The sequence below is a fragment of the Nocardioides terrigena genome (genome assembly GCF_003047265.1).
Lineage (GTDB): Bacteria > Actinomycetota > Actinomycetes > Propionibacteriales > Nocardioidaceae > Nocardioides > Nocardioides terrigena.
Genome location: NZ_PZYY01000002.1, coordinates 49,197 through 69,236 on the forward strand (window position 1 = coordinate 49,197; position 20,040 = coordinate 69,236).

At 72.3% G+C, this 20,040-nt stretch carries 17 protein-coding genes; 8 read left to right on the top strand and 9 right to left on the bottom strand.

Translation table 11 applies throughout. The features are described from left to right. Positions 1–4: 4 nt before the first annotated feature. Both DAE25_RS04230 and DAE25_RS04235 read right to left on the bottom strand, forming a co-directional pair. The gene (locus tag DAE25_RS04230; protein ID WP_234410848.1) at positions 5–718 is read right to left on the bottom strand and encodes a succinate dehydrogenase cytochrome b subunit; all 714 of its coding nucleotides are present in this window, start codon (positions 716–718) and stop codon (positions 5–7) included. 94 nt (positions 719–812) lie between these two features. After that, positions 813–1,901, bottom strand: coding sequence for a glycosyltransferase (locus tag DAE25_RS04235; protein ID WP_107765010.1), 1,089 nt, complete (start codon positions 1,899–1,901; stop codon positions 813–815). A 153-nt stretch (positions 1,902–2,054) separates the two neighbouring features. Here DAE25_RS04235 and DAE25_RS04240 point away from each other — a divergent pair, with 153 nt between their 5' ends. From DAE25_RS04240 to DAE25_RS04255, 4 genes are all read left to right on the top strand, one after another. Next, positions 2,055–3,869 (top strand): methylmalonyl-CoA mutase family protein, encoded by a 1,815-nt coding sequence (locus DAE25_RS04240; RefSeq protein ID WP_107765011.1) that lies wholly within the window; start codon positions 2,055–2,057, stop codon positions 3,867–3,869. Next, positions 3,866–6,043: a methylmalonyl-CoA mutase gene (scpA, locus tag DAE25_RS04245; protein ID WP_107765012.1), complete on the top strand. Its 2,178-nt coding sequence runs from the start codon at positions 3,866–3,868 to the stop codon at positions 6,041–6,043. Before DAE25_RS04240 ends, scpA begins: the two co-directional genes overlap by 4 nt. Then, positions 6,043–7,017 carry a methylmalonyl Co-A mutase-associated GTPase MeaB gene (gene meaB, locus DAE25_RS04250; RefSeq protein WP_199907431.1) on the top strand — a complete coding sequence of 325 codons (975 nt, stop codon included), beginning with the start codon at positions 6,043–6,045 and terminating at the stop codon, positions 7,015–7,017. The genes scpA and meaB overlap by 1 nt, the downstream gene beginning before the upstream one ends. Before the next feature lie 73 nt (positions 7,018–7,090). Then, on the top strand, positions 7,091–8,284 hold the full coding sequence (locus tag DAE25_RS04255) for an amidohydrolase (RefSeq protein ID WP_107765013.1): 1,194 nt from the start codon (positions 7,091–7,093) through the stop codon (positions 8,282–8,284). 30 nt (positions 8,285–8,314) lie between these two features. Here the strand turns inward: DAE25_RS04255 and DAE25_RS04260 are convergent, their stop codons facing one another. From DAE25_RS04260 to DAE25_RS04275, 4 genes are all read right to left on the bottom strand, one after another. Continuing rightward, a complete protein-coding gene (locus tag DAE25_RS04260) occupies positions 8,315–9,607 on the bottom strand; it encodes an ABC transporter permease (RefSeq protein ID WP_234410849.1) in 1,293 nt (430 codons plus the stop codon). Continuing rightward, positions 9,604–10,872: an ABC transporter permease gene (locus tag DAE25_RS04265; RefSeq protein WP_234410850.1), complete on the bottom strand. Its 1,269-nt coding sequence runs from the start codon at positions 10,870–10,872 to the stop codon at positions 9,604–9,606. The genes DAE25_RS04260 and DAE25_RS04265 overlap by 4 nt, the downstream gene beginning before the upstream one ends. Beyond that, positions 10,869–12,383 (bottom strand): ABC transporter ATP-binding protein, encoded by a 1,515-nt coding sequence (locus tag DAE25_RS04270; RefSeq protein ID WP_107765014.1) that lies wholly within the window; start codon positions 12,381–12,383, stop codon positions 10,869–10,871. Before DAE25_RS04270 ends, DAE25_RS04265 begins: the two co-directional genes overlap by 4 nt. Positions 12,384–12,492: 109 nt before the next feature. Next, positions 12,493–13,593 (bottom strand): BMP family lipoprotein, encoded by a 1,101-nt coding sequence (locus tag DAE25_RS04275; protein WP_107765015.1) that lies wholly within the window; start codon positions 13,591–13,593, stop codon positions 12,493–12,495. Between the two features lie 163 nt (positions 13,594–13,756). Between DAE25_RS04275 and DAE25_RS04280 the strand changes: the two genes are divergently transcribed. Then, positions 13,757–14,146 (top strand): cytidine deaminase, encoded by a 390-nt coding sequence (locus DAE25_RS04280; protein WP_107765016.1) that lies wholly within the window; start codon positions 13,757–13,759, stop codon positions 14,144–14,146. Further along, a complete protein-coding gene (locus DAE25_RS04285) occupies positions 14,143–15,423 on the top strand; it encodes a thymidine phosphorylase (protein WP_107765017.1) in 1,281 nt (426 codons plus the stop codon). The genes DAE25_RS04280 and DAE25_RS04285 overlap by 4 nt, the downstream gene beginning before the upstream one ends. Before the next feature lie 39 nt (positions 15,424–15,462). On the opposite strand, the gene DAE25_RS04290 is transcribed toward DAE25_RS04285, so the two are convergent. Then, on the bottom strand, positions 15,463–15,915 hold the full coding sequence (locus tag DAE25_RS04290; protein ID WP_107765018.1) for a MaoC family dehydratase: 453 nt from the start codon (positions 15,913–15,915) through the stop codon (positions 15,463–15,465). A gap of 33 nt (positions 15,916–15,948) precedes the next feature. On the opposite strand from DAE25_RS04290, the gene DAE25_RS04295 reads away from it, so the two are divergent. Beyond that, positions 15,949–17,022 (top strand): adenosine deaminase, encoded by a 1,074-nt coding sequence (locus DAE25_RS04295; protein WP_107765019.1) that lies wholly within the window; start codon positions 15,949–15,951, stop codon positions 17,020–17,022. On the opposite strand, the gene DAE25_RS04300 is transcribed toward DAE25_RS04295, so the two are convergent. Together DAE25_RS04300 and DAE25_RS04305 are read right to left on the bottom strand one after the other, a co-directional pair. Then, the gene (locus DAE25_RS04300) at positions 16,991–17,569 is read right to left on the bottom strand and encodes a hypothetical protein (protein ID WP_107765020.1); all 579 of its coding nucleotides are present in this window, start codon (positions 17,567–17,569) and stop codon (positions 16,991–16,993) included. The two genes, DAE25_RS04295 and DAE25_RS04300, sit on opposite strands and share 32 nt — an antisense overlap. Next, entirely contained in the window at positions 17,566–18,177 is a 612-nt protein-coding gene (locus DAE25_RS04305; RefSeq protein ID WP_234410851.1) for an ATP-binding protein, read from the bottom strand. Before DAE25_RS04305 ends, DAE25_RS04300 begins: the two co-directional genes overlap by 4 nt. A 146-nt stretch (positions 18,178–18,323) precedes the next feature. Here DAE25_RS04305 and DAE25_RS04310 point away from each other — a divergent pair, with 146 nt between their 5' ends. After that, positions 18,324–19,985, top strand: a complete 1,662-nt coding sequence (locus DAE25_RS04310; RefSeq protein WP_107765021.1) for a substrate-binding domain-containing protein — start codon at positions 18,324–18,326, stop codon at positions 19,983–19,985. Positions 19,986–20,040: the final 55 nt, after the last annotated feature.

Genomic DNA, 20,040 nt, shown 5'->3' on the forward strand with positions numbered 1-20,040 from the left:
TCCCTTACTTGGAGATGACGCCGAGGAGGACGAACAGGGGCACCAGCGAGAAGCCGCCGGCGATCACGACCGCGACCACCCAGCCGGCGGTCTTCGCGCGCTGGCGGGCCGCGGCGGTGCCGGTGAGGCCCAGCGTCTGCAGCGCGCTCCAGGTGCCGTGGTGCAGGTGGAGGCCGAGGGCCACCATCGCCACGAGGTAGATGATCGTCATCCACCACAGGTCGAAGGTGTCGACCATGAGGTTGAAGGGGTCGTTGGTCGCGCCGCCCGACGGGTTGATCTTGACGATCGTGAAGTTGAGCAGGTGCCAGACCAGGAACACCAGGATCGTGACGCCGCCCCAGCGCATGGTGCGCGAGGAGATCGACGACGAGGCGTTCTTCTTCACGGCGTACTTCTGGGTGCGCGCGGTGGAGGCACGACGCGCGAGGGCGTAGGCGCTCGCGACGTGCACGACCAGCGCCACGATGAGGCCCACGCGGACGACCCACAGCAGCCCCTCGTACGGGAGCATCGGCTCGCCGAAGGTGCGCAGGTGGTGGGCGTACTCGTTGAACGAGTCATGGCCGGCGAACGCCTTGAGGTTGCCGTACATGTGCGTGAGCACGAAGCCGATGAAGACGATGCCACTGGCGGCCATCAGGATCTTGAGCGTGATGGTCGTACGGGCCGCCCGGGAACCCTTCACCAGGGTCGGGGCTGAAGTATGGGTTGCCACGGGGGTCACGGTACCGCCAGCATCCCCGCCTGTGGGGGCCGGGGAGTGTGACATACGCCGGGTTAGGCGAGCCTTAGCGACTAGGCCGGGCGGGTCAGCGGACGGTCGTGGGACGCCGCCCGGCGAGCTCCTCCGACGCGAGCAGCGGGGCGTAGTGCTCGGCCACCAGCTCGCTGCACGCGTCCCGCCAGGTGCGGGTGCTGAGCTCGCGGCCGCGGGCTCCCAGGAGCCCCCGGTGGCGGTCGCCGGCGACCGACTCGACGGCCCGGCGCAGGCCGCTCCCGGTGGCCGGGTCGTAGAGCAGCCCGGTCTCGAGGTCGCGCACGACCCGGGGCGCGCCACCGGCCCGCGGGGCGACCACCGGCAGCCCGCTCGCGGCGGCCTCGCGCAGGGCGTGGCAGCACGTCTCCTCCTCGCCCGGGTGCACGAGCACGTCGAGCGAGGCCAGGGCAGTGGCGAGGTCGCCCGTCAGCAGGGCGCCGGTGTGGCGCGCGGCCGGCACATGGCGTCGCAGCCACGTCTGCTGCGGGCCGTCGCCGATCACCACGAGCTGGATGCCCGGCAGGTCCGCGACCTCGACGAGGCGTCGTACGCCGTGGCGCTTGTGCAGGCTGCCGGCGTAGCCGACGACGACCCGGCGCCCCTCGCGGGACCGCGCGCGCGACCACTTGTCGTGGAGCCACTGGTCCCGCAGCTGCGGGGCGAAGGCGCGGGTGTCGACCCCGGGCTCCCACACGGCGGGGTCGAGGTCGAGCTGGTGCATGCGGCCGGCGAGGAAGTCGGAGGTCACGAGCAGCCGGTCGGCGCGGGCCGCGACCTTGGCCTGCCAGACCTCCCGGGGGAGCTCGGTGGGCGGCGTGTGCTGCACGACCAGAGTCGGTACGCCGAGGCGCCGGGCGTGCTTGAGCGCCTTGCGGCCCAGGGTGCCGGGGGAGACGGTGTGGACGAGGTCCGGCTCGAAGCGCGCCAGTGCCTCGCGCACCTGGCGGCCGGGCCGGTCGAGTGGCCGGATGCGTGCGACCTGGCTGCGCCGGTAGGTCGACAGGCCGGGACCGGGTGCCACCAGCAGCACCTCGTGCCCGGCGTCGATGAGGTGGTCGGCCAGCTGCTTGAGCGTGGTGGTGGTGCCGTCGACGGCGGGATAGAACGTCTCGGTCACCAGGGCGATCCGACGGGTGTCCATGGCGACAGCCTGCCGCGTCCGGGGTCCTCGGTGTGGGTCCGGCAGGTCAACGGCGGGTCAACACCCGGTGAAGCCTCCGGGCGACGGTGTGAGACGTATCCCACAGGACCACGCCCCTGACCCCGCCGGCGGGACGGGCCTATCCTGCGCTCCATGACCGACGTTGAAGGCGGCCTCGACGAGCCGGCCGAGCTGGAGCCCGTGCAGGGCTCGCTGCGGCTGGCCTCACCCGACGACCAGCACGACGCCGCGGCGTGGGAGGCGGCCACGGCGGCGGTGCTGCGCAAGGCCCGTCGCCTCGGCGAGGACGACCCCGACTCGGCGGTGTGGGACAAGCTCAGCCGCACCACGCTCGACGGCATCGCGGTCGCGCCCATCGGCACCCGCGACAGCCTGGCCGACCTGGCCACCAGCGGTCGGCCGACCCGCGCCGGTGACTGGGACATCCGCTCCTGGGTCTTCGGTCCGGACGCGAAGGCCGCCAACGAGGCCGTGCTCGTCGACCTCGAGAACGGCGCCACCTCGCTGTGGGTGGAGCTCGGTCGCGGCCTGGTGGCCGCCGACCTGCCGACGGTGCTGCACCGGGTCCTCGCCGACCTGGCGCCCGTCACCCTCGACGCGCCGCACGAGCCGGTGGCCGCCGCCCGGGCGCTGCTGGCCTTCCTCGACGACCAGGGCGTCGACGGGCACCCCGGCACCAACCTCGGCGTCGACCCCGTCGGGGCCCACCTGCGCCACGGGCTCGACGTCGACGCCGGCCTCGACGCCCTGGTGGACGTGGCCCGGCTCGCGCTCGAGCACGGGGTCCTCGGCGTGGTCGTGGACGCCACGGCCCTGCACGACCGCGGCGCCACCGACGCCCAGGAGCTGGGGTACGCGATCGCCACGGGCGCGGCGTACCTCCGTGTCCTCACCGCCGCCGGTCTCTCGCTGGAGGAGGCCCTCGGCCTCGTCGAGTTCCGCCTCGCGGCCACCGACGAGCAGTTCCCGACCATTGCCAAGCTGCGGGCCGCGCGCCGCCTGTGGGCGCGGGTGGTCGAGCTGTCGGGCGGCAGCGACGAGGTGGCGGGCATGTGCCAGCACGTCGTCACCAGCCGGCCGATGCTCAGCAAGTACGACCCGTGGGTCAACATGCTGCGCGGCACCGTCGCGGCCTTCGCCGCCGGCGCCGGTGGGGCCGAGGCCGTCACCGTGGTGCCCTTCGACATCACCCTCGGCGTCCCCGACGCGCTCGGTCGCCGGGTCGCGCGCAACACCTCGTCGCTGCTCATCTCCGAGTCCCACGTCGCCCGGGTCGCCGACCCCGCCGGCGGCTCGTACGCCGTCGAGCGGCTCACCGACGACCTCGCCCGCGTGGCGTGGGAGGAGCTCGGCCGCATCGAGGCCGCGTCGTACGACGGGCGCAGCGGCGTCCTGGCCGCCCTCGCGGACGGCTCCCTGCTCGGCCGCGTCGAGGAGGCCGCCGCCGTGCGGGCCGGTGAGGTGGCCACCCGCCGGCGCCCGCTGACCGGTCTCACCGAGTTCCCCCACCTCGCCGAGACGCTCCCCGAGCGCGACGGCGAGCCCGACCCGGTCCGTCGCCACGGAGCGGCCTTCGAGGCACTGCGCGACGACCCGGCCGCCGCGCCGGTCTTCCTCGCCACCCTCGGTCCGGTCGCCGCGCACACCGCCCGCGCGACCTTCGCCAGCAACCTCCTCGCCGCCGGCGGCATCGCGGTCGAGGTCGCCGGCCCGACGGACGGCGTCGAGGCCGTGCTCGCGGCGTACGACGGGCAGTCGGTCGCCTGCCTTGCCGGCACCGACACGGCGTACGCCGAGTGGGGGACCGACGTCGTCGCCGCCCTCCGTGAGGCGGGCGCGACCCACGTGATCATCGCCGGCAGGCCCGTCGACGGCGTCGACGACAGTGCAGCCATGGGGGTGGACGCGCTGGCGTTCCTCACCCGGACGAGAGAGGCCCTCGCATGAGCAGCATTCCGGACAGCTTCGCGAGACTGCCGCTGGGCGGGGCGGCCCAGCCCGCTCGCACCTCGACCACCGAGGCGGAGGCGTGGGGGAGCCCCGAGGGCATCGACATCCTGCCCGTCTACGGCCCCGAGCACCTCGAGGGCCTCGACGCGCTCGACACCTGGCCGGGCCTGAGCCCGTTCCTGCGCGGGCCCTACCCGACGATGTACACGACGCAGCCGTGGACGATCCGGCAGTACGCCGGCTTCTCGACCGCCGAGGAGTCCAACGCGTTCTACCGCCGCAACCTCGCGGCCGGTCAGAAGGGCCTGTCGGTCGCCTTCGACCTCGCCACCCACCGCGGCTACGACTCCGACCACCCGCGGGTGCGCGGCGACGTCGGGATGGCCGGGGTGGCGATCGACTCGATCTACGACGCCCGCACGCTCTTCGACGGCATCCCGCTCGACGAGATGTCGGTGTCGATGACCATGAACGGCGCAGTGCTGCCGGTGATGGCGCTCTACATCGCGGCGGCCGAGGAGCAGGGGGTGAAGCCGGAGCAGCTCGCGGGGACCATCCAGAACGACATCCTCAAGGAGTTCATGGTCCGCAACACCTACATCTACCCGCCGGCCTCGAGCATGCGGATCATCAGCGACATCTTCCAGTACACCTCGCAGCGGATGCCGCGCTTCAACTCGATCTCCATCTCCGGCTACCACATCCAGGAGGCCGGGGCGACGGCCGACCTCGAGCTGGCCTACACGCTGGCCGACGGTGTCGAGTACATCCGCGCCGGCCTCGGTGCGGGCCTGACGATCGACCAGTTCGCCCCGCGGCTGTCGTTCTTCTGGGCGGTCGGGATGAACTTCTTCATGGAGGTCGCCAAGATGCGCGCCGCCCGGGCCCTGTGGGCGCGGCTGGTGCGTGACTTCGACCCGCAGAACCCCAAGTCGCTGTCGCTGCGCACCCACTCCCAGACCAGCGGCTGGTCGCTCACCGCGCAGGACGTCTTCAACAACGTCGGCCGCACCTGCATCGAGGCGATGGCGGCCACCCAGGGCCACACCCAGTCGCTGCACACCAACGCCCTCGACGAGGCGATCGCGCTGCCGACCGACTTCTCCGCCCGGATCGCGCGCAACACCCAGCTGCTGCTGCAGCAGGAGTCGCGCACCACCGAGGTCATCGACCCGTGGGCCGGCTCCTACTACGTCGAGCGGCTCACCCACGACCTCGCCGAGCGGGCGTGGGCGCACATCCTCGAGGCCGAGAAGGCCGGTGGCATGGCCAAGGCCATCGAGCAGGGCATCCCCAAGATGCGCATCGAGGAGGCGGCCGCCCGCACCCAGGCGCGCATCGACTCCGGGCACCAGAAGGTCATCGGCGTCAACACGTTCCGCCTCCCCGCCGAGGACAAGCTCGACGTGCTCCGGGTCGACAACGACGACGTCTACCGCCAGCAGATCGCCAAGCTGGAGCGGCTGCGTGCCGAGCGCGACGACGACGACGTACGACGCGCGCTCGAGGCGCTGACGAACAGCGCCGAGCGGGGGGACGCCGGCGACAGCTCGCTCGACGGCAACCTGCTCGCCCTCGCGGTCGACGCGGCCCGCGCCAAGGCCACGGTCGGCGAGATCTCCGACGCGCTGGAGAAGGTCTACGGCCGGCACCAGGCCGTCATTCGTACGATCAGCGGTGTGTACCGCGACGAGGCAGGCAGGGGCGAGGACGGGGCCCCCGACGGCAAGGTCGCCCGCGTGCTGGCCGCGACCGACGACTTCGAGGAGGCCGAGGGGCGCCGACCGCGCATCCTGGTCGCCAAGATGGGCCAGGACGGTCACGACCGCGGCCAGAAGGTCGTGGTCACCGCCTTCGCCGACCTCGGCTTCGACGTCGACGTGGGTCCGCTGTTCTCCACGCCCGAGGAGGTCGCCCAGCAGGCGGTCGACGCCGACGTCCACATCGTCGGGGTCTCGTCGCTGGCCGCCGGCCACCTCACGCTGCTGCCCGCCCTCAAGCAGGCGCTGGCCGACCAGGGCCGTCCGGACATCATGGTCGTCATCGGCGGCGTCATCCCGCCCGACGACGTGGCGACCCTCCAGGAGATGGGTGCCGCCGCGGTGTTCCTGCCCGGCACGGTGATCGCCGACTCGGCGCTCGACCTGCTGGCCAAGCTGCGCACCGCCTGATGGCGGTTCCCGACGTCGCCGCCCTCGTCGAGGGCATCCGGGACGGGCAGCGCTCGGCGGTCTCCCGCGCGATCACTCTCGTCGAGTCGTCGCGGGCCGACCACCGGGTGGCCGCCCGGGAGCTGCTCACCGAGCTCGGCAGCACGGCGGGCTCGACGCGGGTCGGCATCTCCGGGGTCCCCGGCGTCGGCAAGTCCACCTTCATCGAGGCGCTGGGCACGTCCCTGACCGCCGCCGGCCACCGGGTCGGGGTGCTCGCGGTCGACCCGTCCTCGGTGCGCACCGGCGGCTCGGTGCTGGGCGACAAGACCCGGATGGCGTCGCTGTCGGTCGACCCGCACGCCTACATCCGGCCATCCCCGTCCGCGGGCACCCTGGGCGGCGTCGCGCGGGCCACCACCCAGGCGATGCTGGTGCTCGAGGCCGCCGGGTACGACGTGGTGCTGGTCGAGACGGTCGGCGTCGGGCAGTCCGAGGTCACCGTCGCCGGGATGGTCGACACGTTCCTGTTCCTCACCCTCGCCCGCACCGGCGACCAGCTCCAGGGCATCAAGAAGGGCATCCTGGAGATCGCCGACGTGATCGCGGTCAACAAGGCCGACGGCGACCGCGAGCAGGAGGCCCGGGGCGCGGCCCGCGAGCTCGCCGGTGCCCTGCGGCTCGTCCACGGCAAGGGGGAGTGGGCGCCCCCGGTCGTCACCTGCTCGGCCCTCACGCAGGTCGGGGTCGACGACGTCTGGCAGCGCGTCCAGGCCCACCGCGAGCACCTCGGCGAGGACGGGCTGCACCGCAAGCGCGCCGGCCAGCAGCTCGACTTCACCTGGTCGCTGGTCCGCGACGAGCTCGACCAGCGCCTGCGCCGCTCCGCCTCGGTCGCCGCTATCCGCGACGAGGTGCGCGCCGCCGTGCTCTCCGGGGAGCTGCCGGCCCCGATGGCCGCCGACCGCATCCTCGCGGCGTACGACGCGGGCTGACGGGGCACGCACCGTCCCGCATCGCGCAAGCCCGACCGGACGGGTCGCTGCCTCAACTAGCATGGGGAGTCTCATGCCTGACCATTCCCAGACCGACGCCGCGTCGCTGGTGGACGAGGTCGTCGAGAAGTACTCCGACGAGCTGGTCGACCTGCGTCGTGACCTGCACGCCCACCCCGAGCTCAGCTGGACCGAGTCCCGCACCACCGACCGGATCGTCGAGCACCTCGACGGCACCGGGTGGTCGCTGGCCCGTCTCGACGGCGGAGGGGTGGTCGCGGACATCGGCGAGGGCAGGGGACTGGTGGCGCTGCGGGCCGACCTCGACGCGCTGCCGATCGACGACCTCACCAACGACCCGTGGAGCAGCACCGTCCCCGGCGTCGCGCACGCCTGCGGGCACGACGTCCACACCAGCGGCCTCGTCGGTGCCGGACTCGCGCTCGCCGCCGTGCACGAGCACGGCCTGCTGCCCGGCCGGGTGCGGCTGCTCTTCCAGCCGGCCGAGGAGGTCATGCCCGGAGGGGCGCTGCACCTCATCCGGGCCGGAGCCCTCGACGGCGTCCAGCACGTCTTCGGCCTCCACTGCGACCCCAGCCTCGACGTCGGCCGCGTCGGGATGCGCGAGGGCCCGATCACCGGCGCCGCCGACCACCTCAGCGTCCGGCTCGCCGGCAAGGGCGGCCACACCAGCCGCCCGCACCTCACCGAGGACCTCACCTTCGCGATCGGCAAGCTCATCACCGAGCTGCCCGCGATCCTGAGCCGCCGCCTCGACCCCCGGGCCGGCGTGAGCGTCGTGTGGGGCATGGTCCGGGCCGGGTCGGCCCCCAACGTCATCCCGCACGCCGGCCTCGTGGCCGGCACCGTGCGGATGCTCGACGCGGTCGCCTGGGCCGACGCCGAGCACCTCGTGCGACAGCTCATCTCCCAGATCGTCTCGCCGTACGGCGTGACGGCGGAGGTCACCTACCAGCGCGGCGTCCCGCCGGTGGTCAACGCCTCGGCGAGCACCCGGGTCCTGGGCGAGGCCGTCGAGCGCGTCCTCGGGCCGCACGGCCACGTCTCCACCCAGCAGAGCCTGGGCGGGGAGGACTTCGGGTGGTACCTCGACAAGGTGCCCGGCGCGATGGCGCGCCTCGGCACCCGGTCGCCGGGCGGTCCGACGTACGACCTCCACCAGGGCAACCTGCGCGTGGACGAGCGCGCCACCATGATCGGCGCGCGCGTGCTCGCCGAGTCGGCCGTCACCGCGCTGCGCGGCTAGGGCGTCGCCCCGGCCGCGCAGGCGGTCCGGCTATTCCTTGCGGTAGGGCACGCCGTCGGCGGCCGGGGGCCGCGAGCGGCCGACGAGGCCGGCCACGGCGAAGATCGTGATGACGTAGGGCAGCATCAGCATGAACTGGCTGGGCACCGGGGAGCCGAGGACCGCCAGCACGCCCTGGAGGTTGGTCGCGAAGCCGAAGAGCAGCGCAGCCAGGGTCGCCCGGATGGGGTCCCACTTGCCGAAGATCACCGCGGCGAGGGCGATGTAGCCCGCACCCCCGGTCATCTCGCGGTTGAACTGGGGGACCGACACCAGGGTGTAGAAGGCGCCGCCCATGCCGGCGATCGCTCCCGCCAGGAGGATCGTCCGGTAGCGGGTGCGGTTGACCTTGATCCCCACCGTGTCGGCGGCCAGGGGGTGCTCACCGACGGCGCGGACCCGCAGGCCCCACCGGGTGCGGTAGAGCGCGAAGGCCACCAGCGCGACCACGATGTAGAGCAGGTAGACGATGGCGGTCTGCCGGAAGAAGACCGGGCCGATCAGGGGGATGTCGCCCAGCACCGGGATCGGCACCCGCGGGAAGCGGGGCGGCGTGTTGAGGGCGGGGGTGTTGGTCGCCAGCACCTGGCTGAAGAGGAAGCTGGTGAGGCCGATGACGAGCACGTTGAGCACCACGCCGACGATGACCTGGTCGACGAAGTAGGTGATCGCGAACAGGCCCAGCACCAGCGCGACGAGCGCGCCGGCGACCATTGCCGCCAGCAGCCCGACCCAGGGTGAGCCGGTCAGCGAGCCCACCAGGGCCGCCGCGAAGGCGCCGAAGAGCAGCTGGCCGTCGATGGCGATGTTGACGACGCCCGCCCGCTCGCCCAGGACGCCGCCGAGGGCGCCGAAGACGAGGGGCACGGCGAGCGCGATGGACCCGGCCAGCAGGCCGACCACGGGCACGGACTCGCCGGCCGCGGCCCAGGTCAGGAAGCCCGCCATCCAGGCGACGGCGAAGGCCGCCAGCACCCACATGGGGGTGCTGCGGCGGGCGACGTAGCGGCGTACGGACTCGGCGGTCAGCAGCGCGCACACCGCTGTGAGGGTCCAGGCGCCGGCCATCGACGGCACCGTCAGCTCGGGCAGGGCCACGAAGTCGGTGCTGGCCGCGAGGCGGAAGGTCGTCTCGCCGTCCTGGGGGGCGAGCAGGAGGATCAGCACCATGCCCAGGGTCAGGACACCGAAGATGATCGCCACCTTGCGGCTCACGACCGGGACGGTGTCGATCACCGGACCGGCGGTGGGCACGGGAGCGGGGGACAAGCCGGTGGTGCTCACTTCGCCTCCTTGGCGGGGAGCCGGAAGATCGCGCGGACCAGGGGCGGTGCGGCGATGAAGAGGACGATGAGGGACTGGACGACCAGCACGATGTCGACCGGGATGCCCTCCGAGGCCTGCATGGAGAAGCCGCCGGCCTTGAACGCACCGAAGAGCAGCCCGGCGCCGAGGATGCCGAGTGGTCGGGACCGCCCGAGCAGGGCCACGGTGATGGCGTCGAAGCCGATGCCGGCGTCGAGGTCGACCGTGACACCGCTGGTGACGGTGCCGAGCACCTGGTTGGCGCCCGCCAGGCCCACGAGGGCGCCGGCGATCAGCATCACGACGACGTAGGTGCGACCGACGTCGATGCCCGAGGCGCGGGCGGCGCTGGGGTTCTCGCCGACGGCGCGGATGCGGTAGCCGAGCGTGGAGCGACCGAGCAGCCACCACACCACGGCCACGGCGACCAGTGCGAGCAGGAACCCGAGGTGCAGGTTGAAGCGCTCGCCCAGGATCTTGGGCAGGACAGCTGTCTCCAGGGCCGGGGCCGACTTGGGGTTGCCCGAGCCGGGGGCCTGCAGCAGCTCCTGCCGGGAGAGCATGAAGAAGACGAGGTAGAAGCCGACGTAGTTGAGCATGATCGTGACGATCACCTCGTGGGCCCCGGTGCGGGCCTTGAGGACGCCCGCGATGCCGGCCCACAGGGCTCCGGCGACCATGCCCGCCACGATGGCCAGCGGCAGGTGCAGTGCGGTCGGGAGCTCGACGTTGGCGGCGACCCAGCCGGACGCGGCGCCGGCCAGCAGCATCTGCCCGCGACCACCGATGTTGAACATGCCGGCACGGAACGCCAGGCCGACCCCGAGCCCGGCCGCGATGAGCGGCGCGGCGAACTTGAGGGTCTCGGTGAGGGGGCGGATCTGGGTGGCGAAGTCGTCGACCCGGTCGTTGTAGACCGCACCACGGAAGAGCGCCGTGTAGGCGCCCCAGATCGCGTCCCAGGTGGCCTGGAAGAAGTCGCCCGGCCGTGCGAAGACGTACGACGTGGTCTCACGGACGCGCTCGTCGGTGAGCGCGATCATCAGCGAGCCGACCGCGACGGCCAGGACCACGGCCAGCACGCCCGCCAGGGCGTTGCCCGAGGCGATCTCCCGCAGCATCGAGTGCGACCGGCTGGGCCCCGCGGACTCCGGCGTCGTCGGCTCGGGGGCCTCGGTGGTCGTGGGCCCGGAGCCGCCGAGCTTCTCGGCCTCGGTGGGGGTGTTGTCGTCGGTGCCGCTCACGCGATCATGTCCTTCGGTCGCTCGCCGGTCATCATCAGTCCGAGGGTCTCGCGGGGGGTGTCGCCCGGCACGATGCCGATGACCTGCCCGCGGTAGAGCACCATGATCCGGTCGGCCAGGGCGACGACCTCGTCGAGCTCGGTCGACACGACCAGCACGGGGATACCGCGGTCGCGGGTGGCGATGACCTGCTTGTGGATGAACTCGATGGAGCCCACGTCGACACCCCGGGTCGGCTGGGCGGCCACCAGGAGGCGCAGGTCGCGGGAGAGCTCGCGCGCGACGACGACCTTCTGCTGGTTGCCGCCGGACAGCTTGTCCGCATGGGTGTGGATGTCTGGGGCGCGGACGTCGTACTCCTTCAGCTTCTGCTCCGCGAACTCCTCGAGCGCGTCCCTGCGCAGCGACCCGCGACGGACGAAGGGGGAGCGGAAGCTGCGGTTGAGCATGAGGTTCTCGGCGATGGAGAAGCCACCCACGAGGCCGTCCTCCTGACGGTCCTCGGGGACGAAGCCGACTCCCGCGTCGAGGACCTGCCGCACGGACCGGCCGACGAGCTGCTTGCCGTCGAGCGTGACCGAGCCCTCGACGTGCTCCTGGAGCCCGAGGATGGCCTCGGTGAGCTCGGTCTGGCCGTTGCCCTGCACGCCGGCGACGCAGAGCACCTCACCGGCGCGGATGGTGAAGGTGATGCCGTCGAGGTGGACGCGGCCGAGCGCGTCGCGCACCCGGAGGTCCTGCACGACCAGCGCGTCGTCGCCCAGCTGGGGCTCGTCCTTGTGGACGACCAGCTCGACCGGGCGGCCGACCATGAGCGAGGCGAGCTCGGCGTTGGTGGCGGTCGGCTTCGCCTCGCCGACGACCTTGCCGAGGCGGATCACCGTGATCTTGTCGGCGACCTCGCGGACCTCACGCAGCTTGTGGGTGATGAAGACGATCGCCTTGCCGGCCTCCTTGAGCTGGCGCATGATCTGCATCAGCTCGTCGGTCTCCTGGGGCGTCAGGACCGCGGTCGGCTCGTCGAACACCAGCACCTGGGCGTCGCGCGACAGGGCCTTGATGATCTCGACGCGCTGCTGGACACCGACGGGGAGCTCCTCCACCAGGGCGTCGGGGTCGACGTGGAAGCCGAACCGCTCGGAGATCTCGTTGACGCGCTCGCGGGCGGCGGCGACGTCGAGGGTCCCGGCGACGCCGGTGGACTCGTTGCCGAGCATGACGTTCTCGGCGACGGTGAAGACCGGGATCAGCATGAAGTGCTGGTGCACCATGCCGATGCCGGCCGCCATGGCGTCTCCGGGGCCGGTGAAGTGCTGCACCTGGTCGTCCAGCACGATCTCGCCCTCGTCGGCCTGGTAGAGGCCGTAGAGGACGTTCATCAGCGTGGACTTGCCGGCGCCGTTCTCGCCCAGGAGGCAGTGGACCTCACCGGGGGACACCTCGAGCGAGATCGAGTCGTTGGCGACCAACGAGCCGAAGCGCTTGGTGATGTTGCGAAGGACAAGCTTCATGGGACCGCATCCTATTCACGCGGGGCCGGCCGGCTCCGCGGGGACGTGCCACGGGGAGGCCGACCTCGCGGTCGACCTCCCCGTGCTGGAACTACTGGCTCTCGCTACCTCACTGGTCGAGGTAGGAGGTCACCTCGATCGAGCCGTCGATGATGCCGGCCTTGACCTCCTCGAGCTCGTCGGCGAGCGTGTCGGAGATCTTGCTCTCGAAGTTGTGGAACGGCGCCAGGCCGACCCCACCGTTCTCGAGGGTGCCGACGTAGGTCTCGGCGTCGAACTCGTCGTTGCCCGCGGACATCACGGCCTCGTAGGTCGAGACCTTCATGTCCTTGAGGATCGAGGTCATGACGACGTCCTGGGTGTTGGGGTCGGTCTCGAACAGGTCGGCGTCGACGCCGAGCATCGCGACGTCCTCGCCGGAGTCGGCGATGGCGGTCAGCGCGCCCTGGTAGATCGGGCCGCCCACGGGCAGGATCACGTCGGCGCCCTGGTCGAGGATGCGACGCGCGGTGCTGGTCGCCGCCTCGTTGGCCTCGAAGCCGCCGGTGAAGGAGCCCTTCTCGCCGCCCTCGAAGCCGATGACCTCGACGTCCTTGCCCTTCTCTTCGGCGTAGTACTCCGCGCCCTGCTTGAAGCCGTCCATGAAGATCGTGACGGTCGGGAACGGCTGGCCGCCGAAGGTGCCGACGGTGCCCGTCTTGGTGTAGTCGGCGGCCGCGTAGCCGGCGAGGAACGCCGCCTCGGCGGTGTTGTAGAGGAGCGGCTTGATGTTGTCCGCGTCCTTGGTGCCGTCAAAGTCGTTGTCGGCCGCGTCGTCGATGAGGATGTAGTCGATGTCCGGGTTGGCGGTGGCGGACTCGACGGTCGCCGCGGACAGCGCGAAACCGACCGTCACGATGGCGTTGCAGCCCTGGGAGACGAGGGCCTCCAGGTTGGGGCCGTAGTCGTTCTCGCTGTTGGACTCGACGGGGATCAGCTCCACGCCGAGCTCCTCGGCCGCCTGCTCGGCGCCTTCGAAGCCCAGCTGGTTGAAGGACTTGTCGTCGAAGCCGCCCGCGTCGGACACGATGCACGGCTGGAAGTCGCTCGCCGCCTCGGTCTCGGTGCCGCTGCCGGCCTCCTCCTCGGGTGCCTCGCCGCAAGCAGCCAGGGACGCGGTGGCGATCAGTGCCACGATGCCGCCGGTGACGACCTTCCTCGTGTTCCTCACAAAAACCCTCCAAGATCACATCGCCCCCGGACTGGGGGCGCATATCGGGAGAATGATGCCCCCCACCGGGCGCTCGTGGGTAGCGAAGCGCCGATCCGTCACCCGGTTGTGACCTGTTTGCCGCCTGACGCCCCTCGGGCGTCATACGTCATAGTTGCTCACGATGAACTGGACACAGCTGCGCGCCGAGGCCGTCACCGCCATGGGCCACGCCTACGCGCCCTACTCACACTTCCCCGTCGGAGCCGCGGCGCTCGTCGACGACGGCCGCCTCGTCGTGGGCTGCAACGTCGAGAACGCGGCGTACGGCGTGACGCTCTGCGCCGAGTGCGGCCTCGTGTCGTCGCTGCACGCCACGGGCGGCGGGAGACTGACCCACTTCGTGTGCGTCAACGCCGACGGCGCCGTGATCATGCCGTGCGGCCGCTGCCGCCAGCTGCTCTGGGAGCACGGCGGCGCCGAGCTCCTCGTCGAGACGCCCGAGGGCGTCCGCACCATGGCCGATGTGCTGCCGATGGCCTTCGGACCCGACGACCTGAAGGACATCACGTGACGCACGACGCCATCGAGGTCATCAGCGCCAAGCGCGACCGCCAGGCCCTCACCGACAGCCAGATCGACTGGGTCATCGACGCCTACACCCGTGGTGACGTCGCCGACGAGCAGATGTCGGCGCTGGCCATGGCCATCCTGCTCAACGGCATGGACCTGCGTGAGATCTCCCGCTGGACCGACGCCATGATCGCGTCGGGGGAGCGGATGGACTTCTCCTCGCTGTCGCGCCCGACGGCCGACAAGCACTCGACCGGCGGTGTCGGCGACAAGATCACCCTCCCGCTGGCCCCCCTCGTCGCCGCGTGCGGCGTCGCGGTGCCCCAGCTCTCCGGTCGCGGCCTCGGCCACACCGGCGGCACGCTCGACAAGCTCGAGGCGATCCCCGGCTGGCGGGCCGCGCTCTCCAACGACGAGATGCTGGCCCAGCTCGAGGACGTCGGCGCGGTCATCTGCGCCGCCGGCGACGGCCTCGCGCCCGCCGACAAGAAGCTCTACGCCCTGCGCGACGTCACCGGCACGGTCGAGGCGATCCCGCTGATCGCCAGCTCGATCATGTCCAAGAAGATCGCCGAGGGCACCGGCGCGCTGGTCCTCGACGTCAAGGTCGGCACCGGCGCCTTCATGAAGGACCTCGACCGGGCCCGCGAGCTCGCCGAGACGATGGTCGGTCTGGGCAACGCGGCCGGCGTGCACACGGTGGCGCTGCTCACCGACATGAGCACCCCGCTCGGCCTCACCGCCGGCAACGCCGTCGAGGTCGCCGAGTCCGTCGAGGTGCTCGCCGGAGGCGGCCCCGCCGACGTCGTCGAGCTCACCCTCGCCCTGGCCCGCGAGATGCTCGCCGGCGCGGGCGTCACCGACGTCGACCCGGCCGACAAGCTGGCCGACGGCAGCGCCATGGACGCCTGGAAGGCCATGGTCCGGGCGCAGGGCGGCGACCCCGACGCGACGCTGCCGACCGCCCGCGAGTCGCACGTGGTCACCGCCCCGGCGACGGGCACCCTGACCCGCCTGGACGCGATGGCCGTCGGCCTGGCCGCGTGGCGGCTCGGCGCGGGTCGCGCCCGCAAGGAGGACCCGGTGCAGGCCGGGGCCGGGGTCGTCTGGCACGCACGTCCCGGCGACGAGGTCACCGAGGGCCAGCCGCTGCTCACCCTGCTCACCGACGAGCCCGAGCGGTTCGAGCGGGCCCTGGACTCGCTCGAGGGCGGGTACGACGTGGGCGACGCAGCGTCGTACACGCCGACGGACCTGGTCCTCGACCGCATCTCCTGACGGAGCGGCCGCCGGGGCGGTCGGTGGCGACGCCCCGACTCAGGGGAGCAGCAGGACGACCGTCTCGGCGACGCAGGCGGGCTTGTCGGTGCCCTCGATCTCGATCGTGTAGCGCAGCAGCATCTGCTTGCCCGTCGGCAGGTCGGTGACCTCGCCCATCGAGACGTGCGCGCGGACCCGCGAGCCGACGCGCACGGGCGAGGGGAAGCGGACCTTGTTGACCCCGTAGTTGAGCTTGGCGCCCGGTGTCTCCAGCGCGAACACCTGGCTGCCGAGGTAGGGGACGAGCGACAGCGTGAGGTAGCCGTGGGCGATGGTCGCGCCGAAGGGCCCGGTCGCCGCGCGCTCGGCGTCGACGTGGATCCACTGGTGGTCGCCGGTGGCCTCCGCGAACGTGTCGATGCGGTCCTGGTCGATCTCGACCCAGTCGGAGGTGCCGAGGTCGGTGCCGGTCGCGGCGGCGACCTCGTCGAGGCTGGTGAAGGTGCGCATGGCTGGCAAGGATAGGCCTGCGAGGATGGCGCCGTGACGACTCCCACCCGCGACGAGGTACGCCGCGCCCCCAAGGTCCTGCTCCACGACCACCTCGACGGTGGCCTGCGCCCCCAGACGATCATCGACCTCGCGGCCGACTGCGGCCACGCGCTGCCGGCCGACGACGCCGACGCCCTGGGCCGCTGGTTCGCCGAGTCGGCCGACTCGGGCTCGCTGGTGCGCTACCTGGAGACCTTCGACCACACCGTCGCCGTCATGCAGACCGGCCCGGCCATCACCCGGGTGGCGCGTGAGTGCGTCGAGGACCTGGTGGCCGACGGGGTCGTCTACGCCGAGGTCCGCTACGCCCCCGAGCAGCACGTGGGGGGCGGGCTGACCCTCGACGAGGTGGTCGGCGCGGTCCAGGAGGGCTTCGACGAGGCCGTCGCGGCCTCCGGCGGCCGGATCGTCGTACGCCAGCTGCTCACGGCCATGCGCCACCAGGCGCGCTCGATGGAGATCGCCGAGCTGGCCGTCGCGTGGCGCGACCGGGGCGTGGCGGGCTTCGACATCGCCGGCGCCGAGGCCGGCTACCCACCCACCCGCCACCTCGACGCGTTCGAGTACCTCCAGCGCGAGAACGCCCACTTCACCATCCACGCCGGGGAGGCCTTCGGGCTGCCGTCGATCTGGCAGGCCATCCAGTGGTGCGGCGCCGACCGGCTCGGCCACGGCGTGCGGATCATCGACGACATCACCGTCCACGACGACGGCTCGGTCGAGCTCGGCCGCCTCGCGGCCTACGTCCGCGACACCCGCATCCCGCTCGAGATGTGCCCGGCGTCCAACATCCAGACCGGGGCCGCCGCGTCGATCGCCGAGCACCCCATCGGACTGCTGACCCGGCTCCGGTTCCGGGTCACGGTCAACACCGACAACCGGCTGATGAGCCAGACCTCGATGACCGACGAGATGTTCTCGCTGGTGGAGGCGTTCGGCTACGGCCTCGACGACCTGCGCTGGTTCACCATCAACGCGATGAAGTCGGCCTTCCTGCCCTTCGACGAGCGGCTCGAGCTCATCGACCGGGTGATCAAGCCGGAGTACGCCGCCCTCGCCGGCTGACGGGGGAGCGGGTGACCACCGCCCACGGCACCCGCCATCCGCCGCAGCCCTCGAGGCGGGCACCGAGCCACTCCTCGCGGGTGAAGCGGGTGCGTCGCCCGGAGGCCGGCTCGTAGCAGGTGACGACACCGTCCTCCTCGGCCACGGCCAGCACCACGTGCCGGGGCGTCCAGCGGTTGCCCACGTAGACCGGCGTGGGGCCAGCGCCCAGCGACGCGACGAGCAGGTCGTACGCCACCGCGCGCCGTCGGGGCAGCAGCACGTAGCGGGCCCGGCCGCCGAGGTGCCGGGCCAATGCCCACGGGCCGGTGCCGAGGGCGCGCGCCCAGGGCAGCTGGAGGCGCCCGTGCCAGTCGACGGCCCGGTTGGTGCTGCGGTGCGCCGCCCACACCTCGTCCGCGAACCGGGCCCGCGCGGCCTCCTGGCCGCCCCGGAGCACCCGCCCGCGGTAGTCCTCCGACTCCAGCATCAGCAGCGACACCAGCACCGAGGGCCCGCACGTGCGGTGGTCGGGCTGGGCGAGGCGCACCGGCCAGAAGGAGCTCACGGGACCAGTGTGACCAGCCGGGCGTGGGCCTCGTCCGGAGTGACGGCCTCGCAGCCGAGGTGGACCGCGTGGGCGACCACCCGGCGCTGGTCGCGGAGCAGGGCGAGCCCGCGGCGCACGAGCACGAGGGGCGGCTTGCGGTGCTCGCGCAGGTCGCGGGTCAGGCGCCGCCAGAAGGTCACGACGGGGTGCTGGCGCACGCAGTACGCCGCGGCGAGGATCCCGCCGAGCGAGCAGGCCGGCACGACCTCGGGCGCGAAGATGCCCTCCGCGACGAAGACCCGGGCGTCGCCGAGGTCGAGGGTGCGGGAGCCGGAGCGACCGTTCTGCGCGATCTCGTAGACCGGCACCTCCGCACGGCCGTCGCGGCACAGGGCCGTGAGCGCGGCCAGCGCGTCGTCCAGCAGCCACGAGTCGGGGTGGTCCCAGTCCACGATCCCGGCGTTGGCACCCTCGGTGATGCGGGGGAGGGTCGGGTCGTCGCCGTCCTTGTAGAAGTCGTCGAGGCGCAGGACCGGGAGGCCGAGGCGCTCGGCCAGCCGGGACTTGCCGGCACCGCTGGGGCCGGCGAGGACGACGACCCGGGCGGGCACGTGGGAGTCAGGCACGGGTGACCATTGTGCCGTGTCTCGTGACACCTCCGGCCACCTGGGATGAGGGGGGCGTCACAGACTCCACCATTTCGCCGCGCGGGTGACCCCCCTCGCCCTATCGTCAGCGCGTCGTTGGTCGAGCCCCCCTGAAAGGTTTCCGCATGGGAACGAACAGTCATGCCCGCGCCTCCCGCGCGGGTGCCGGTGTGCGCAACCTGGTGATCGTCGTGATCACCGCGATGGTCGCCGGTATCGCCTGGCTGGGCTGGCAGGTCGTGTCGAACGAGCAGGTCCCCGTGGCCGGTGCGGCCAGCTGCGAGGCCGAGCCCATCACCGTCACCGTGGCGCCCGAGCTGGAGACGCTGATGGAGGAGGCGGCCGACCACCTGGCCGCCAAGGCCCACTGCATCAACCTCGAGGTCACCGACGCCTCGGTCGCCGAGGTGCAGGACTCCCTCGAGGAGCTCGAGGAGAAGGACCGCCCCGACGCCCTGCCCGACCTCTGGGTGCCCAACTCCCCGGCGTGGCGCACCGTGCTGCAGCGCGTCGGCTACACCGGTCGCGTCGAGGCGGCAGCGCTGGCGACCAGCCCGGTGGGCCTGGCGAGCGGCCGCGACGGCGTCGCACCCGACAGCTGGCTGGAGACCTTGACCTCGGACCGCCTCGTCATGAGCGACCCGTCGGCCGACGGCGCGTCGGCGTACGCCCTCACCGCGTCCCTGTCCGAGGGCGCGGCCCTCGGCGAGGTGCAGAACGACGTCGTCCCGATGGCCCAGACCTTCGGCGAGAACGTGACCTCCGGCATCGAGGTCGTCACCAACGCCGACGAGCTTGCGGCCGGCGAGTCCTGGCTCGTCCCGATCACCGAGCAGGACTTCGTCATCGCCCGTCGCGGCAACGAGGCCCTGCGCTGGAGCGCCCCGGCCACCGGCTCCCCGATGCTGAGCTATCCCCTCGTCGCGGCCCGCGCCCAGACCGGGATGACCATGGGCACCGGCTCCCTCGACCCGGTCCGCGCGGCCGGCGACGAGATCGCCGAGTTCTTCGCCACCGACGCGGTGCTGGCCGAGCTGGCCGACTCCTACCTGCGCGGCCCCGACGGTGCGCCCCTCGCCGACGAGGTCGACCCCCCGCAGGTCGAGGTGCTCGACGAGGCCGTGCCGTCCGAGGCCGACGCGGTGATGCGCAACTTCCAGGTGCTCACGGTGCCCTCGAGCCTGCTCGCCGTGGTCGACGCCTCGGAGTCGATGAACCTGGTGGCTGCCGACGGCCAGACCCGCATGGACTTCGCGGTCAACGCCGCGCTCACCGCCCTCGACGCCTTCCCGGGCCACGCCCGGATCGGTCTGTGGGGCTTCTCCACCCAGCAGCGGGGCGACCAGGACTGGGTCGAGCTCGCGCCGCTGCGTCGCCTCGACGCCCCGGCCGAGGGCGGCGGCAAGCACCTCAAGCTGCTGCGCCAGCAGTCCCTCGTGCTGCCCACCCTGATCAAGGGCGGGACCGGCCTGTACGACACCGTGCTCGCGGGCTACAGCCAGGCGGTCCGCGACTACAACGAGAACTACTACAACACCCTGGTCATCCTCACCGACGGTGCCAACGACGACCCGAGCTCGATCAGCCTCCAGGACCTGCTCCGGGAGCTGCGGACGATGCACGACCCGGCCAGCCCGGTGCGCATCGTCGCGGTCGGCATCAGCCAGGACGCCGACATGGCGGCGCTGGGCAAGATGGCCGAGGTCACCAGCGGTGGGTCCTTCCTGGCCGAGAACCCCGAGGACATCCTCACGGTGCTCGCGACCTCCCTGCTGACCCGCGCCTGAGCAGACAACAAGGAACCCCCGTACGACGTGTCGTCGTACGGGGGTTCTTCCGTGC

Bases quoted from the DNA above. Each gene is read 5' to 3' on its own strand.
- DAE25_RS04235 (WP_107765010.1), bottom strand. From the start codon at position 1,901: ATGGACACCCGTCGGATCGCCCTGGTGACCGAGACGTTCTATCCCGCC.
- DAE25_RS04240 (WP_107765011.1), top strand. From the start codon at position 2,055: ATGACCGACGTTGAAGGCGGCCTCGACGAGCCGGCCGAGCTGGAGCCC.
- scpA (WP_107765012.1), top strand. From the start codon at position 3,866: ATGAGCAGCATTCCGGACAGCTTCGCGAGACTGCCGCTGGGCGGGGCG.
- meaB (WP_199907431.1), top strand. From the start codon at position 6,043: ATGGCGGTTCCCGACGTCGCCGCCCTCGTCGAGGGCATCCGGGACGGG.
- DAE25_RS04255 (WP_107765013.1), top strand. From the start codon at position 7,091: ATGCCTGACCATTCCCAGACCGACGCCGCGTCGCTGGTGGACGAGGTC.
- DAE25_RS04270 (WP_107765014.1), bottom strand. From the start codon at position 12,383: ATGAAGCTTGTCCTTCGCAACATCACCAAGCGCTTCGGCTCGTTGGTC.
- DAE25_RS04280 (WP_107765016.1), top strand. From the start codon at position 13,757: ATGAACTGGACACAGCTGCGCGCCGAGGCCGTCACCGCCATGGGCCAC.
- DAE25_RS04290 (WP_107765018.1), bottom strand. From the start codon at position 15,915: ATGCGCACCTTCACCAGCCTCGACGAGGTCGCCGCCGCGACCGGCACC.
- DAE25_RS04310 (WP_107765021.1), top strand. From the start codon at position 18,324: ATGGGAACGAACAGTCATGCCCGCGCCTCCCGCGCGGGTGCCGGTGTG.